This window comes from Lelliottia sp. WB101 (genome assembly GCF_003051885.1).
GTDB classification, from domain to species: Bacteria; Pseudomonadota; Gammaproteobacteria; order Enterobacterales; family Enterobacteriaceae; genus Enterobacter; species Enterobacter nimipressuralis.
The window spans coordinates 2,354,105-2,369,127 of sequence record NZ_CP028520.1 but is presented as its reverse complement, the minus strand read 5'-3'; the positions used below and the strand labels follow the sequence as shown (position 1 = coordinate 2,369,127).

The following is a 15,023-nucleotide window of genomic DNA, read 5'->3' as shown; positions in this document are numbered from 1 at the left end:
AAGCGCGCGCTGCTGCACGACAGTAAGACCGTACCGAGCAGATTAGCGCGTAATCCACAACGTGGGCCAGGCATCTGGCCCATGCCAGTTATCGCAGCTCGGCTCTTCGGCATACCGCACCAGACGAAAACGCTGGCCGTCAAAACGCCAGCGGGTCTGGATACCGCAGTCGCCCATGCCACGCCCTAACGCCAGCGTCGTCAGTTCACGCGTTTTCTCATCAAAGCGGGCATTCATCAGCTCCATCTCGCTGCTCTCGCTCGACGAGACAAACGGTAGACGCAGCCGCACGGTTCGGGCTGCAAACGGCTTTTTACGCGACACCAGCCACGCCAGATCCACCGTGTTGTAGGCCCCCGCTTCGCAGCTTATCATCAGCAACGCTTTGTCATCCGTTAAGGCCATCACCCGCACTTCGCGACGGTTAGGGTCGAGCGAGCACTGGCTGTTGTTCATGCGCCAGCTGCCGTAATCCAGCAGATCGTTCAGCTCTTCATGCGTCAGGGGCGTCGGCGTCGGATTGACCACTGCGACCTCTTTTAGCGCCGGAGCCGGTGGCACGCTCAGCGGCGGTTCGTCGCCCTTTTTAATCCACGCGGTTTCGTTTCCCACACGCTTTTGCTGGGAATCAATAAAAAGTAATGCCGCCTTCAGCCCGGCCAGAGAGACAATCTGTTTTCCGCCTTTGAGCGTCAGCGCCTCCCCTTCCTGAATGGTTTTCAGAAACGCGGCGATAGTCGCAGTATCATCGGTCACCAGATGCCATGGCGACAGCTTCCAGCGCTGCGCATCCAGCGACAACGGCGCACCGTCCAGCAGCAGACGCGGCGCGATGGGCGCTTCTTTCACAGGCGACGTTTCCAGCCCCCCCAGATCAATCCGCAGATTGGCATCCGTTTTGGCCCCCGCGCTGCGGCTTAGCGTCATCACCAGCCCCTGATGCTCACCGGTATTGCGCGCGACGCAAAAGTTCTGGTTGTTGCAGGTGACCTGCCAGTCAGAAAACGACTGCTGTGCAGGCGCCGCCCAAACCAGTGGCAGAGGCAGTATGCTGAGGAATAAAAAAAGAAGAATGCTGTGACGCATGGAAGGCACAATCCCGGAAGCAGAAACTCGAAAACTGGCTGTATCTTCGTGTTCTGTCCGGGGTTGCTCAATCGGATTTATCGGATAGATTTATCTGGATTATGATTTAGCGATAGTTTATTAATCAAGACATTAGGCCAGATAGCTGTAAATACTGGAGCAGTATCAACGCCTTACCATCACGAATTTCACCGGTTTTTACCATTTCCAGCGCCTGCGTATAAGGAATTTCCAGCACGTCGATGGCTTCGTCCTCAACGCCGCCGCCCGCGTTGCTGCGCTGTGCGTCGGTGTATTCGGCGATAAAGAAGTGGATAAGCTCCGTCACGCCGCCGGGGGACATGTACAGCTCGAACAGCTTCGTGACGTCTCCCACTTCAAAGCCCGTCTCTTCGATGGCTTCCTTGCGGATACAGACTTCGGGTTCGTCGTTATCCAGCAGCCCGGCGCAGGTTTCGATCAGGCGCCCGTCCGGGTTGCCATTCACCCAGGTCGCGATGCGGAACTGGCGGATCAGCACGACGGTTTGCTTTTCACGACTGTATAACAGGATGGTGGCACCGTTGCCGCGATCGTAGACTTCGCGCTTGTGGCGGACGACGTCGCCGTGATGAGTTAAATCGTAGGTAATGTTGCGCAGGACAAAATAATTTTCTGAGAGGATTTTATCTTTGATGATCTCAATTTTCAGGCTCATACGGGCTCCAGGACGTAATGAGTGATTCATAGTACGCCGAGAAGCCCGCTTTGTCGCCCCGCTGATTAGTGGGAGTTTGGCCATCTGATTTGCAGCCAGTCCATCATCCCTTGTGCGGCGTGACGCCCTTCGGCCATCGCCGTAACCACCAGATCAGCACCGCGCACCGCGTCACCGCCGGCAAAAATCTGCGGATGGCTGGTCTGGTAGCGATAGGGGCTGTCCACGCTCGCCACGATACGCCCCCAGTCGTCAACGTTCACCCCCTGCGCCTGTAGCCACGGCATCGAGTGCGGGTTAAAGCCAAACGCCATGATCACCGCATCAGCGGGCATCACAAACTCGCTCCCCTCGACAGGCACCGGACGCCGCCGCCCCTGCGCATCCGGTTCACCAAGCCGGGTGCGCAGCAGGCGAATGCCGTTCACCTTGCCCGACGCATCCAGAACCAGTTCGACGGGCTGCACGTTGAATTCAAAGTGCGCCCCCTCCTCTTTGGCGTTCTTGACCTCTTTTTTCGAGCCAGGCATGTTGGCCTCATCCCGACGATAGGCGCAGGTTACTTTTGCCGCCTGATGGCGCAGCGCGGTGCGCACGCAGTCCATCGCCGTATCCCCGCCGCCGAGTACCACCACGTTTAATCCGGCGACATCGATAAAGGGTTCGGACGCTGAGGGCGCCAGCCCCATCAGATGGCGGGTATTCGCCACCAGGAAAGGTAAGGCGTCGTACACGCCCGGCGCATCTTCGTGCGGAATGCCCGCTTTCATCGAGCGATAGGTGCCCACGCCGACAAACACCGCGTCGTATTCGCCGAGCAGCTGAGACATCGGCAGGTCTTTACCCACTTCACAGTTGAGTTCGAACTGTATTCCCATGGCGGTGAAAATCTCCCGTCGCCGTGCCAGAAGGGATTTATCCAGTTTGAACGCCGGAATGCCAAAGGTGAGTAATCCGCCGATCTCCGGGTGCCGGTCGTAGACCGTGACGCTCACGCCGTGGCGGATCAGCACGTCGGCACAGGCCAGCCCCGCCGGGCCTGCGCCAACAATCGCAATACGCTTATCGACAGGCGCGACGCCGGTCAAATCGGGCCGCCAGCCTGCCGCCAGCGCCTGGTCAGAGATGTAGCGTTCGATATTGCCAATGGTTACCGCGCCGGATTCATCGCGTACCGTGCAGGCCCCTTCGCACAACCGGTCCTGCGGACAGACGCGCCCGGTGATTTCTGGCAAACAGTTGGTCTGATGGGACAGTTCCACCGCCGCGTCGATATCCCCGGCTTTTACGCGCTCGATCCACTGAGGAATGTGGTTGTGCAGCGGACAGGTCCATTCGCAGATGGAGTGCTCTCCGCATTTCAGGCAGCGTGCCGCCTCGCGGCGCGCCTGCTCTGCACGAAACGGCAGATAGATTTCATCGAAATTGTCTGCACGCGCCTGCGGGCTGAGCTTGTCCGGCTCGCCGCGCGCCGTGAGGGCCTGCATTTGCTGGATTTTGGTGTGCGGTGACGCAACCGGCGTTGCCTCGCTGTGCCACGGCTGAGCCTCCTGGCAGGCAGCGCGCAAACGGCGGGCTTTCGCCAGACGATGCAGCACGTCTGGCGTCACCAGCGTCAGGGCATCTGCCGGACAATTCTCCACGCACGCCGGCCCCTGCGGCCTGTCGTGGCACAAATCGCATTTGTGTGCCGTGGCTTTGACCTGTCCGTCGGACACGGGCGTCACTACGATCTCCATCGTGCCAAACGGACAGGCGACCACACAGGCTTTGCAACCAATGCATTTTTGCTGATTCACCTGTACGCTGTCGTGGCTTTTAGCAATCGCCCCATTGGGGCAGCTTTGCGCGCAGGGGGCGTTTTCGCAATGATGACAAGTGACCGCGCTGCGCCGTTTACCCTCTTTCAGCACCGTAATGCGCGGGATAAACTGGCGCTGGCTTAAAACATGTTGTTCATGATTGTGCGCCATCACGCAGGCGACTTCGCAGGCATGACAGCCAATACATTGCAGGTTATCGGCCATAATAAAACGATTCATAAAGGCACCTGTTCTGGTAGCATTAACCCTATTTTTTATAAGAATATTGACGACCCCGATAGTCCCAGGCAATGGTCATTTGCCCAAGTTATGGGACTAATGACGACATCCCTGCGGCAGATCAATTTATTTCATCGCAGGTGAAATTGCGTTTCAGTTACATTCAGGAAGCCGAGTTGTGATCGTTAAACGTCCTGTATCAGGAAGCCTGGCCCGGGCTTTCATCTCCATTATTTTGCTCTCCGTTCTGACCAGCGGCATTGCGTTGATGACGCTTGCCAGCAGTCTGCGCGATGCCGAAGCCATTAATATTGCAGGCTCTTTACGCATGCAAAGTTACCGGCTCGGCTACGATCTGGAGCGCAACAGCGCTGATTTTTCCGCCCACCGTCTCCACTGGCAAAACACCCTGAACTTGCCCGTCCTGCAAGAACTCGATCGCTGGTATGTACCGGCGTCGGTGAAAACGGGATATCAGCAGCTGCAGCTGGCGTGGGCCGAGATGGACGACCATCTCGAAGCGGGAGATAAAACCTGGTATCAGGACCATATTCAGCAATATGTGGAGCGTATAGACACCTTCGTGCTGGCTCTTCAGCACTATGCAGAACATAAAATGCAACTGGTGGTCGCCATTTCCCTGGCGGGCGGCGTGGGGATTTTGCTGCTGGTGGTTATGACCCTGCGCGGGATCCGCCGGGAGGTGGCCGCACCGCTCAATCATCTGGTGTTCGCCAGCCAGAAAATGGAACAGGGGAATTTCGACATTCAGGCCGAGGACACGCACCTGCCCAACGAGCTGGGGCTGCTCTCGCGCACCTTCAACCATATGTCCGCCGAGCTACATAAACACTATCGCTCGCTGGAAATTACGGTCGAAGAGAAGACTCGTCACCTGAACGAAGCCCACCAGCAGCTCGAAATGCTGTTCAAGTGCTCTCAGGCGCTGAATACCAGCCAGATAGACCCCCATAGTTTCCGCCATATCATCCAGATGGTTCAGGAATACACGGGAATGAGCTATCTGGAACTGCAGGCCAGCGATAACTGGCAGCTGTGTGAAGGGGTGAAAAAAGCGGAACAGCAGACCTTCACCCTGCCGGTGGTTATGCAGGAGACGCGCTTCGGTGAGCTGCGCTGGCAGAGCGAAAACATCGTGCCGGAGCCGCTGATGAAAAACGTGGCGACGATGCTTGGGCGCGGGCTCTATTTCAATCAGGCGCAAAAGCATTTCCAGCAGTTGCTGCTGATGGAAGAGCGCGCCACCATTGCCCGCGAACTGCACGACTCGCTGGCGCAGGTGCTCTCCTACCTGCGCATTCAGCTGGCGCTGCTCAAGCGTGCGGTGCCGGACGATAACGTCCCGGCGCAGACCATCATCACCGACTTCTCGCGCGAGCTGAACAACGCCTGGCGCCAGCTCCGCGAGCTGTTGACCACCTTCCGCCTGACGCTGAACCACTCCAATCTTCCCGCGGCTTTGCAGGAGGCACTCGAAGGGCTACAAAGCCAGACCCGTGCGAAACTGGAGCTGGACTGTCGCCTCTCGTCCCTGGCGCTGGATGCGCAAAAGCAGGTTCATCTGCTGCAGATCGTGCGTGAGGCGGTGCTGAACGCCATCAAACACGCCGACGCGACGGTGATTACGGTCAGTTGCGTGACTGCACCGGATGGCGAGCACACGGTCTATATTCGGGATAATGGCATTGGGATTGGCGACGCCAGCGAACCGCCAGGACACTACGGTCTGAACATTATGCGCGAACGTGCGGAGCGACTGGGTGGCACGCTCGATTTTTCGCAGCCGCAAAACGGCGGGACGCAGGTGTGTATTCGTTTTCGCACGCCGGAACCTGAAGCGGGTAAATAACGGTAAATTGCCGAAAACCGTCATGCCGATGCGACGCCACCAGGTAATAATCGACAGGGCGGAAAGTTAACAAGGCGCTGTAAATGCGCATGATAATTTACACTATCTCCTTTTTTTCTCCACGTTTGGCATCCGCCTTGCCGCTAGAGTTAAGCGGGCAATAAACAACAACGATGCAAGCTTACGAGGTCTTACTTTAATGGCGAATTTTTTCATTGATCGCCCCATTTTTGCCTGGGTGCTGGCAATTATTTTATGTCTGACGGGCACTCTCGCTATTTTGTCTTTACCTGTGGAGCAATACCCCGACCTGGCTCCGCCGAACGTGCGTATTACCGCGAACTACCCGGGCGCATCGGCGCAAACGCTGGAAAATACGGTCACTCAGGTGATTGAACAGAACATGACCGGGCTGGATAACCTGATGTACATGTCGTCCCAGAGCAGCGCGACTGGCCAGGCGACGGTGACGTTAAGCTTTACCGCCGGTTCCGATCCCGATGAAGCGGTGCAGCAGGTACAAAACCAGCTGCAGTCGGCGATGCGTAAGCTGCCGCAGGCGGTGCAGAACCAGGGCGTGACGGTGCGTAAAACCGGCGATTCCAACATCCTGACCATCGCCTTCGTTTCGACCGACGGCTCGATGGATAAGCAGGATATCTCGGACTACGTTGCCAGTAATATTCAGGACCCCTTAAGCCGTATCAACGGCGTCGGCGATATCGACGCCTATGGCTCACAGTATTCCATGCGCATCTGGCTGGACCCGGCGAAGCTGAACAGCGTGCAGATGACCGCAACCGATGTGACTAACGCCATCAAATCCCAGAACGCGCAAATCGCCGTCGGGCAACTGGGCGGTACGCCGTCGGTGGATAAACAGGCGCTGAACGCCACCATCAACTCGCAATCCCTGCTCCAGACGCCGCAGCAGTTCCGCGATATCACCCTGCGCGTGAATCAGGACGGTTCCGAAGTGCGACTCGGCGACGTCGCCACCGTCGAAATGGGTGCCGAAAAGTACGACTACCTGAGCCGGTTTAACGGCAATCAGGCGTCGGGTATCGGGGTGAAACTGGCCTCCGGCGCGAACGAAATGGCGACCGCGAAGCTGGTCATCGACCGTCTGGATGAGCTGTCCCAGTATTTCCCGCATGGGCTGGAATACAAAGTTGCCTATGAAACCACCTCCTTCGTTAAAGCCTCGATTGAGGACGTGGTGAAAACGCTGCTCGAGGCCATCGCGCTGGTCTTCCTCGTGATGTACCTGTTCTTGCAAAACTTCCGCGCCACGCTCATTCCGACCATCGCCGTTCCCGTCGTACTGCTCGGCACCTTTGCCGTGCTCTATGCCTTTGGCTACAGCATCAACACCCTGACCATGTTTGCGATGGTGCTGGCGATCGGCCTGCTGGTGGACGATGCCATCGTGGTGGTGGAGAACGTCGAGCGCATCATGAGCGAAGAGGGGCTGTCGCCGCGGGAAGCGACGCGCAAATCGATGGGACAAATTCAGGGGGCACTGGTCGGCATCGCGATGGTGCTCTCCGCTGTGTTTGTGCCGATGGCCTTCTTTGGCGGCACCACCGGCGCAATTTACCGCCAGTTCTCGATAACAATCGTCTCGGCGATGGTGCTGTCGGTGCTGGTGGCGATGATCCTGACCCCTGCCCTCTGCGCAACCTTGCTCAAGCCGTTACACAAGGGGGAACAGCACGGGCAAAAAGGGTTCTTCGGCTGGTTTAACCGGATGTTCAACCGCAATGCAGCGCGATATGAAGCGGGTGTGGGGAAAATCCTGCACCGCAGCCTGCGCTGGATGCTGATTTACGTTCTGCTGCTCGGCGGGATGGTCTTCTTATTCCTGCGCCTGCCAACCTCGTTCCTGCCGCTGGAAGATCGGGGAATGTTTATCACCTCCGTGCAGCTCCCGAGCGGGGCCACCCAGCAGCAGACGCTGAAGGTGGTTGAGAACGTCGAATCCTATTTCTTCACCAAAGAGAAAGACAATATTGTGTCGGTGTTCTCCACGGTCGGTTCCGGCCCCGGCGGGAACGGGCAGAACGTCGCCCGTATGTTCGTGCGCCTGAAAAACTGGGACGAGCGCGACAGCACGACCGGCTCCTCTTTCGCCATTATCGAGCGTGCCACCAAAGCCTTTAGCCACATCAAAGAGGCGCGCGTTTTCGCCAGCAGCCCGGCGGCGATCAGCGGCCTCGGCAGTTCAGCTGGCTTTGATATGGAATTACAGGATCACGCCGGAGTCGGACACGATGCGCTGATGGCCGCGCGCGACCAGCTGCTCGAACTGGCGGGGAAAGATAAATCGCTTACCCGCGTGCGTCACAACGGTCTGGATGACAGCCCGCAGCTGCAGATTGATATCGATCAGCGCAAGGCGCAGGCGCTGGGCGTGTCTATTGATGATATCAACGACACGCTGCAAACCGCGTGGGGCTCCAGCTATGTGAACGACTTTATGGACCGGGGCCGCGTGAAGAAGGTCTACGTTCAGGCCGCCGCGCCGTATCGTATGCTGCCGGACGACATTAATCTCTGGTATGTGCGTAACAATTCCGGCGGCATGGTGCCCTTCTCCGCCTTTGCCACCTCTCACTGGGAGAGCGGCTCTCCACGACTTGAGCGTTACAACGGCTATTCGGCGCTCGAAATCGTCGGCGAAGCCGCGCCGGGCGTCAGTACCGGTACCGCCATGGACACCATGGAAAAACTGGTACAACAGCTACCGGCCGGTTTTGGCCTGGAGTGGACGGCCATGTCCTATCAGGAACGGCTGTCTGGCGCACAGGCCCCTGCTCTGTATGCCGTCTCATTGCTGGTCGTCTTCCTGTGTCTGGCCGCTCTGTATGAGAGCTGGTCGGTGCCGTTCTCGGTGATGCTGGTGGTACCGCTGGGTGTGATTGGCGCGCTGCTCGCCACCTGGATGCGAGGGCTTGAGAACGATGTCTACTTCCAGGTGGGGCTGTTGACGGTGATCGGGTTGTCGGCGAAGAACGCCATTCTGATCGTTGAGTTTGCCAATGAGATGAATTCGAAGGGCCACGATCTGCTGTCGTCCACGCTGCACGCCTGCCGTCAGCGTCTGCGCCCAATCCTGATGACCTCGCTGGCGTTCGTGTTTGGCGTCCTGCCGATGGCCACCAGTTCTGGCGCAGGTTCGAGCAGCCAGCACGCGGTCGGGACCGGCGTGATGGGGGGCATGATCTCCGCGACCATTCTCGCCATTTACTTCGTACCGCTGTTCTTTGTGCTGGTGCGCCAGCGCTTCCCGTTAAAAGAAAAGCCGGAGTAATCAGGCAATAAAAAAGGCGGCTTTGATAGCCGCCTTTTTAACGTGTGATTTGTTTGATACCTATCACATCATTTTTATAACTAAATTAAGTGCTCTTGCAGTTCTTCCTGAAGATCATTTACGAAGCATGTCTTCGATAAAATCTTTCCAGTTCCCCAGTTCACGTTCAATCATAACAACCTCTCTTATTATTATGCGTATTCTATGAGAATATATCGTCATTGTGAAGATAATTTAATCAATGGTTACGATTGTGTCCCCCGCTCCTGTGCTGGCCCTGAGACAAATATGGCGCGATTACCTTTAATTTTATGTGACCAATAGCAATATTTAGAAACAACCATACGAGCGGGTGATAATCTTATTCTGGACTGACTTTAAAAGAAATTTTACACGGCTGGACTTTTATGCGTAAAAAATGAAACACTATTCAGCGAACAGTTGTACGTTGAATTAATCGGCATAGCAGAATTAACGATAAGCTGAATGTGTTATATTTCTCTGAACAATTTAAAGTCGAAAAAATTGAACATTTGTTATTAATAAAGACAAAAGGATTCACGATGATTGTGATGTACGGCATTAAAAATTGCGACACCATCAAAAAAGCACGCCGCTTCCTTGAGGCAAACCACGTTGATTATCGCTTTCATGACTATCGCGCAGATGGCCTTGATGCGGAATTTCTGCATAGCGCCATCGCAGAACTGGGCTGGGAAGCGCTGCTGAATACCCGCGGGACCACCTGGCGAAAACTCGATGAATCAGTACGCAATACCATCACTGACGCCGACAGCGCAGCGAAATTAATGCTCGAAATGCCTGCGATCATCAAACGCCCATTGCTCTGTGCGCCTGGGCAGCCTATGCTGCTGGGTTTTAGTGAATCCAGTTATCAGACTTATATTTGAGGTGTAGTCTATGTCATGCCCGGTCATTGAGCTGACTCAGCAGCTTATTCGCCGTCCCTCCCTTAGCCCGGACGATGCAGGTTGTCAGGCATTAATGATTGAGCGCCTGCGCGCCATTGGTTTTACCGTTGAGCGTATGGATTTTGGCGACACCCAGAACTTCTGGGCATGGCGCGGCCAGGGCGAAACGCTGGCTTTTGCCGGACACACCGATATCGTCCCTGCGGGTGACGCCGATCGCTGGATCAATCCTCCTTTCGAACCCACTATCCGCGATGGCATGCTGTTTGGCCGCGGCGCTGCTGACATGAAAGGCTCGCTGGCTGCGATGGTGGTGGCCGCCGAACGCTTTGTCGCCCAGCACCCGAACCACAAAAATCGTCTCGCGTTTTTGATCACCTCCGACGAAGAAGCCAGCGCCAAAAATGGCACGGTGAAAGTGGTCGAAGCGCTGATGGAACGCCGCGAACGCCTGGATTATTGCCTGGTAGGCGAGCCGTCGAGCACGGAAGTGGTCGGTGACGTGGTGAAAAATGGCCGTCGCGGCTCACTGACCTGCAACCTGACCATCCACGGCGTGCAGGGCCACGTGGCCTATCCGCATCTCGCTGATAACCCGGTACATCGCGCGGCGCCAATGCTGAGCGAGCTGGTGGGGATCGAGTGGGATAAAGGCAATGAATTCTTCCCGCCGACCAGCATGCAGATCGCCAACGTCCAGGCGGGCACCGGCAGCAACAACGTTATTCCGGGCGATCTTTTCGTGCAGTTCAACTTCCGCTTTAGCACGGAACTGACCGACGAGATGATCAAATCCCGCGTGATTGCTCTGCTGGATAAATACGAACTGCGCTACACCCTGGACTGGTGGCTTTCCGGCCAGCCGTTCCTGACCCAGCGCGGCAAGCTGGTGGATGCGGTGGTAAACGCTATCGCGCACTATAATGAGATCAAACCGCAGCTCCTGACGACCGGTGGCACTTCAGACGGACGCTTTATCGCCCGCATGGGTGCGCAGGTTGTCGAACTGGGCCCAGTAAACGCCACCATTCATAAAATCAATGAATGCGTGAACGCGGCTGATTTGCAGCTACTGGCTCGTATGTATCAACGTATTATGGAGCAACTCGTCGCCTGACGACTGCTCTGAGAAGGAATAGCGAATGGACTGGCTGGCAAAATATTGGTGGATTCTGGTGTTGGTGTTTCTGGTAGGCGTGCTGCTGAACGTGATCAAAGATCTGAAGCGCGTAGACCATAAGAAGTTCCTCGCCAACAAACCTGAGCTTCCCCCGCATCGTGATTTTAACGATAAGTGGGACGATGACGACAACTGGCCGAAGAAAGACCAGAAGAAATAGTTTCAAAAACCCTCTCCCACGGGAGAGGGGTTTGAACTTACATAAACTCGACAATATCGTCGTCGTTTGGCTTGCTGCCGCTTAACGCTTCGTCGAAATAGTGCTTCGGAACGGTAAAGCGCAGGTGATCCAGCGCGAACTGCATGCTGCGATCGTCAATGGCGTGACCCAGTTCATCAACGATATCCAGCGTCACATCTCCCCCTTCACGAATCAGCGCTTCCTGAGCCGCCACCGCATGGGACAACTCAATCACGCGGTCTTCACCGCCGTGAATCAGGTGGATGGTGGTTGCTGTCGTGGCACTCTGTGGCAGAGTTGCAAAGCGGCCATTAAAGGCAATCACACGCGAGACCAGTCCGGGCTGTGCTTTCACGCTCTCCAGCGACATAATCGCCCCCTGCGAGAAACCAATCAGCGCGGTTGCTCCGGCACTTACGCCGCTCTGCTGTTGCCAGTAGCGTACGGTGTCGATAAAGGTCGGCATGATGGCATCGATGCGTGCCTGACGGTTCTCTTCCGTCACGCCCTGCACAGAAAACCACTGACGCCCCTGTGGGCCGCAAGGCTCTACGCCGCCAATGCTGACGATGAGTGCGTCGGGAAAAATCGGCGCAAACCAGCTGCCGATTTGCCCCATATTCACTGCATTATCACCGACGCCATGAAACAGCAGCAGCAGTTGTTGCGCTGGGGCAGAAGGGCTTTGGACAACAAAATGGTCATGTTTCATGGCAGTCTCCTTAATTGATAGTCAGGATTTTACGCCTCTGCGGGGTAATGACCATGCCACTTCATTGAAGAAGTCATTGAAAAAATTGCCATTGCAAAACGTCACTTTTGAGCCGCTCGCAGCGGCAGCGATCAAGCGATTCAAGGGCCTGCGCGGCCTCCTGGCGCTGTCGTATGAGTAACGTCTTACGTCCGTGAAGTGCCAGCTCGGCGCACAGTTGCGCGTCTTCTTTGCCCTCTTCCAGCCTGCCGCGCAGGGCCTCCAGCGGTATAGGTACCGCCAGCAGGAGGCGCGTGAGCGCTGCTGCAGACGTCGAGAGAGGACGATGGGCAAAGGCGAAACCACTTAACTCCAGCCAGTCATCATCATTAAGGGTAGTCTCCCAGCGATCGTCTACCGGGATCTTTTCGCCGTTCCAGCGTTCAATGATCCGCGCATCGCGGCACAGGCGCTGATGTTCCTGTGCGCACAGCGCCTGCCCCGCCTCGCTGATGGGCCGTAGCGCCATCGCCGTATAGCAGCCGCTGCTGGCCTCGCGATGACTGCCCATACGCACCAGCACAAAGCCGCAGCGCTGCCAGAAACGCCACAGCCCCTCGGTATAGCCAAAGCTGACGGAGAGATAATCCTGCTGTCGGTGCGCACCTGCGCTGCCCGTCAGCGCCTGGCCGATGCCCTCGCGCTGACGCGCCGGATGGACCGCTACGCGGGTAACGCGCCGCCCGACAAGTGTCGCCGCAAGCGGTGATCCTCCGTGGGCGGCAAGAGATTGCGCCACCAGATTGCCGCGCGGGCGTCGGTAGCCTGCCCACACGGCCTGGCTCAACGCCGGCGTTAACCCACCCTCGTCTACCAGCCACAGCGCCCCTGCCAGCGCTTTCCCGGTGCGGGCGACGGCAAAATGCTGGCCCGGTGCGTCCATCATCCGGCGCAAATCCAGGGGTGAGGTGCGGTAGTGCGCTGAGCACAAGAGCCGGTAGATATCAGCGGCAAGCTGCGGCTGGCTCTCCCAGGCGTTTTGTTCCAGGGAAATGATCTCGGGTGTACCGCCGGGTATCGCGTCGACGATGTCGTCATCAAATAACAACGCATCCGCTATCACGCGCTCAAGGGGGCAACCCGCCGCCCAGCGAATGGGGGCCGAGAGCGTGAAAGAGTGCAGGCCGCTAAAACGCGCGCAGAATTTGAGTAAAAAGCCGCGCCCCGTACCTTCGTAACCCTGCACTGTCGTCGTGAGTAATACGCGCGGAAAACGCGACACCAGCTGTTCCAGCAGCGGCCCGGGAATGGCGGCGGCTTCATCAACCACCAGCCAGTCGGCCTGCTGGTCCGAGGCGAGCAACGCATCCGGGGCCATAAAGTGATAGTGATTTTCCGCGAAGCGGGCGATGACGTCTGTTGCCCCTTTCGCAGGCGCAGTGACGATAGCCCGCCCCGAAATACGGCGTAACAGCATCCCTGCGAGCGCGGATTTCCCCCGCCCGCGCGGTGCCGTCACCACCGCTACGCCGGTTTCCATCCCGGTTAGTGCCGCCAGAATGTCAGCCTGTTCGCGCTGCGGCTCGCCGCTGGCAGGCTGCCAGTCGGGTGCCGAAGGCAAGGGGAAATCAGGTAAGGGCTGGTGTTCATGCCAGATCAACGCATCGGGATCGGCGCTCACCACCCGACAAAAATGGTGAACAAAATGCGGCGTCGCGATGGGGATATCGCTGTCGCTCCAGCGAAGCGAATCACTGTCGGTTTGACCGGGCCAGACGGCGAAGGGAGGCGTAAGTAACACCAGCAGGCTGCCCGCGCGTAATGTGCCGCTCAGCGCCGCAAAGGCTGCGACATCAAAACCGCAACGGGCATCGAAAATCGCGTGACGATACTCGCGTCCGAGCAGATTTTTTAGCGCTTGCGGCGCGCAGTGCGGCTCAACGGGCGCGTCGTTTCCAACCCACAGCCAGTCGCCGGAAAGCGCGTCGCGAAGCGTCAAAGCCTGTGTCTGCGACCACGTGTCGCTACCGCTGAGCACCAGCAACCGACGATGACCTTCCTGCTGTAACTGTGCGGCCAGTGGTTCAAACCAGGTGACCGCCTCTTCCCTGCCGCGCAACATCACATGGCTTTACCAAAGGTATTGCACTGAGCCGGATCGCCACTCGCAAAACCACGTTTAAACCAGGTGTAGCGTTCTTCGGAAGTGCCGTGGGTGAAGCTGTCTGGCACCACGCGCCCCTGGCTTTGCTGTTGCAGACGGTCGTCACCGATAGCCTGTGCGGCGTTGAGCGCCTCTTCCAGATCGCCCGACTCCAGCACGCCCTGTTGCTGCATGCTATGGCCCCAGACGCCTGCGAAGCAGTCGGCCTGCAGTTCCATACGCACGGACAAGCGGTTGATTTCGGTCTGGGAGGCGTTTTGCTGCAGCTGACGCACTTTCGGTTCGATGCCGAGCAGTTTTTGTACGTGGTGACCGACTTCATGCGCAATCACGTAGCCCTGGGCAAAATCGCCGTCAGCGCCAAGTTTGCGTTTCATGTCGTCATAGAAGGAGAGATCGATATAGACGGTGCTGTCTGCCGGGCAATAGAACGGTCCCATTACAGACTGTCCGGTGCCACATCCCGTGCGCGTCGCGCCACGGTACATCACCAGTTTTGGCTGCTGGTAAGTGCGGCCCATTTTTTCAAACTGCTGGCTCCACGTATCTTCAGTGGTCGCCAGAATGACAGAGGTGAATTTTGCGGCTTCATCTTCGTTCGGACTGATGGAGCGCTGAGATTGCTGTTGTTGTGGAACCGGCTCTCCGGTCATTAAACCGGTCAGATCGACACCGTAGTAGCCCGCCACCAGCACGATAATCAGCAGAACAATGCCACCTTTACCGCCGGGAAGTCGCATCCCGCCACCGCCCATCGACGGCCCCATGCCGCCACTGCTGCGCCTGTCTTCTACATTGTCACTTTCACGACGCCCTTGCCAGCGCATAACCACCTCGAAACTTTCTCAATATGAATAGAGTGATCGT

Annotated in this window: 12 protein-coding genes; 5 read left to right on the top strand and 7 right to left on the bottom strand. The window is 57.2% G+C overall.

Features of this window, described 5'->3' with window-relative positions:
* Positions 1-42 precede the first annotated feature (42 nt).
* The 3 genes from DAI21_RS11375 to aegA form a co-directional block, all read right to left on the bottom strand.
* A complete protein-coding gene (locus DAI21_RS11375) occupies positions 43-1,086 on the bottom strand; it encodes a DUF1176 domain-containing protein (RefSeq protein ID WP_107703149.1) in 1,044 nt (347 codons plus the stop codon).
* A 124-nt stretch (positions 1,087-1,210) separates the two neighbouring features.
* On the bottom strand, positions 1,211-1,783 hold the full coding sequence (nudK, locus tag DAI21_RS11370) for a GDP-mannose pyrophosphatase NudK (RefSeq protein ID WP_107703148.1): 573 nt from the start codon (positions 1,781-1,783) through the stop codon (positions 1,211-1,213).
* Positions 1,784-1,848: 65 nt separating this feature from the next.
* Positions 1,849-3,825 (bottom strand): formate-dependent uric acid utilization protein AegA, encoded by a 1,977-nt coding sequence (gene aegA, locus DAI21_RS11365; protein ID WP_107703147.1) that lies wholly within the window; start codon positions 3,823-3,825, stop codon positions 1,849-1,851.
* A gap of 178 nt (positions 3,826-4,003) precedes the next feature.
* Between aegA and narQ the strand changes: the two genes are divergently transcribed.
* Together narQ and acrD are read left to right on the top strand one after the other, a co-directional pair.
* The gene (gene narQ, locus DAI21_RS11360) at positions 4,004-5,695 is read left to right on the top strand and encodes a nitrate/nitrite two-component system sensor histidine kinase NarQ (RefSeq protein WP_107703146.1); all 1,692 of its coding nucleotides are present in this window, start codon (positions 4,004-4,006) and stop codon (positions 5,693-5,695) included.
* A 199-nt stretch (positions 5,696-5,894) separates the two neighbouring features.
* Positions 5,895-9,008: a multidrug efflux RND transporter permease AcrD gene (acrD, locus tag DAI21_RS11355; RefSeq protein ID WP_100779356.1), complete on the top strand. Its 3,114-nt coding sequence runs from the start codon at positions 5,895-5,897 to the stop codon at positions 9,006-9,008.
* 114 nt (positions 9,009-9,122) lie between these two features.
* Here the strand turns inward: acrD and ypfM are convergent, their stop codons facing one another.
* On the bottom strand, positions 9,123-9,182 hold the full coding sequence (ypfM, locus tag DAI21_RS11350; protein WP_100780840.1) for a protein YpfM: 60 nt from the start codon (positions 9,180-9,182) through the stop codon (positions 9,123-9,125).
* Positions 9,183-9,571: 389 nt separating this feature from the next.
* On the opposite strand from ypfM, the gene DAI21_RS11345 reads away from it, so the two are divergent.
* From DAI21_RS11345 to DAI21_RS11335, 3 genes are read left to right on the top strand one after another with little or no spacing between them, the layout of a single operon-like run.
* On the top strand, positions 9,572-9,919 hold the full coding sequence (locus DAI21_RS11345) for an ArsC family reductase (protein WP_107703145.1): 348 nt from the start codon (positions 9,572-9,574) through the stop codon (positions 9,917-9,919).
* Between the two features lie 10 nt (positions 9,920-9,929).
* Positions 9,930-11,057, top strand: a complete 1,128-nt coding sequence (dapE, locus tag DAI21_RS11340) for a succinyl-diaminopimelate desuccinylase (RefSeq protein WP_107703144.1) — start codon at positions 9,930-9,932, stop codon at positions 11,055-11,057.
* A gap of 25 nt (positions 11,058-11,082) precedes the next feature.
* Positions 11,083-11,280 (top strand): YpfN family protein, encoded by a 198-nt coding sequence (locus DAI21_RS11335; RefSeq protein WP_059179411.1) that lies wholly within the window; start codon positions 11,083-11,085, stop codon positions 11,278-11,280.
* A gap of 37 nt (positions 11,281-11,317) precedes the next feature.
* On the opposite strand, the gene ypfH is transcribed toward DAI21_RS11335, so the two are convergent.
* From ypfH to DAI21_RS11320, 3 genes are all read right to left on the bottom strand, one after another.
* Positions 11,318-12,013: an esterase gene (ypfH, locus tag DAI21_RS11330; RefSeq protein WP_100779353.1), complete on the bottom strand. Its 696-nt coding sequence runs from the start codon at positions 12,011-12,013 to the stop codon at positions 11,318-11,320.
* A gap of 73 nt (positions 12,014-12,086) precedes the next feature.
* Positions 12,087-14,114 (bottom strand): tRNA(Met) cytidine acetyltransferase TmcA, encoded by a 2,028-nt coding sequence (locus tag DAI21_RS11325; RefSeq protein WP_107703143.1) that lies wholly within the window; start codon positions 14,112-14,114, stop codon positions 12,087-12,089.
* Entirely contained in the window at positions 14,114-14,983 is an 870-nt protein-coding gene (locus tag DAI21_RS11320) for a neutral zinc metallopeptidase (RefSeq protein ID WP_100779351.1), read from the bottom strand. Before DAI21_RS11320 ends, DAI21_RS11325 begins: the two co-directional genes overlap by 1 nt.
* Positions 14,984-15,023 lie beyond the last annotated feature (40 nt).

Bases quoted from the DNA above. Each gene is read 5' to 3' on its own strand.
- aegA (WP_107703147.1), bottom strand. From the start codon at position 3,825: ATGAATCGTTTTATTATGGCCGATAACCTGCAATGTATTGGCTGTCAT.
- DAI21_RS11320 (WP_100779351.1), bottom strand. From the start codon at position 14,983: ATGCGCTGGCAAGGGCGTCGTGAAAGTGACAATGTAGAAGACAGGCGC.
- nudK (WP_107703148.1), bottom strand. From the start codon at position 1,783: ATGAGCCTGAAAATTGAGATCATCAAAGATAAAATCCTCTCAGAAAAT.
- ypfH (WP_100779353.1), bottom strand. From the start codon at position 12,013: ATGAAACATGACCATTTTGTTGTCCAAAGCCCTTCTGCCCCAGCGCAA.
- dapE (WP_107703144.1), top strand. From the start codon at position 9,930: ATGTCATGCCCGGTCATTGAGCTGACTCAGCAGCTTATTCGCCGTCCC.
- acrD (WP_100779356.1), top strand. From the start codon at position 5,895: ATGGCGAATTTTTTCATTGATCGCCCCATTTTTGCCTGGGTGCTGGCA.
- DAI21_RS11335 (WP_059179411.1), top strand. From the start codon at position 11,083: ATGGACTGGCTGGCAAAATATTGGTGGATTCTGGTGTTGGTGTTTCTG.
- DAI21_RS11325 (WP_107703143.1), bottom strand. From the start codon at position 14,114: ATGTTGCGCGGCAGGGAAGAGGCGGTCACCTGGTTTGAACCACTGGCC.
- DAI21_RS11375 (WP_107703149.1), bottom strand. From the start codon at position 1,086: ATGCGTCACAGCATTCTTCTTTTTTTATTCCTCAGCATACTGCCTCTG.
- DAI21_RS11345 (WP_107703145.1), top strand. From the start codon at position 9,572: ATGATTGTGATGTACGGCATTAAAAATTGCGACACCATCAAAAAAGCA.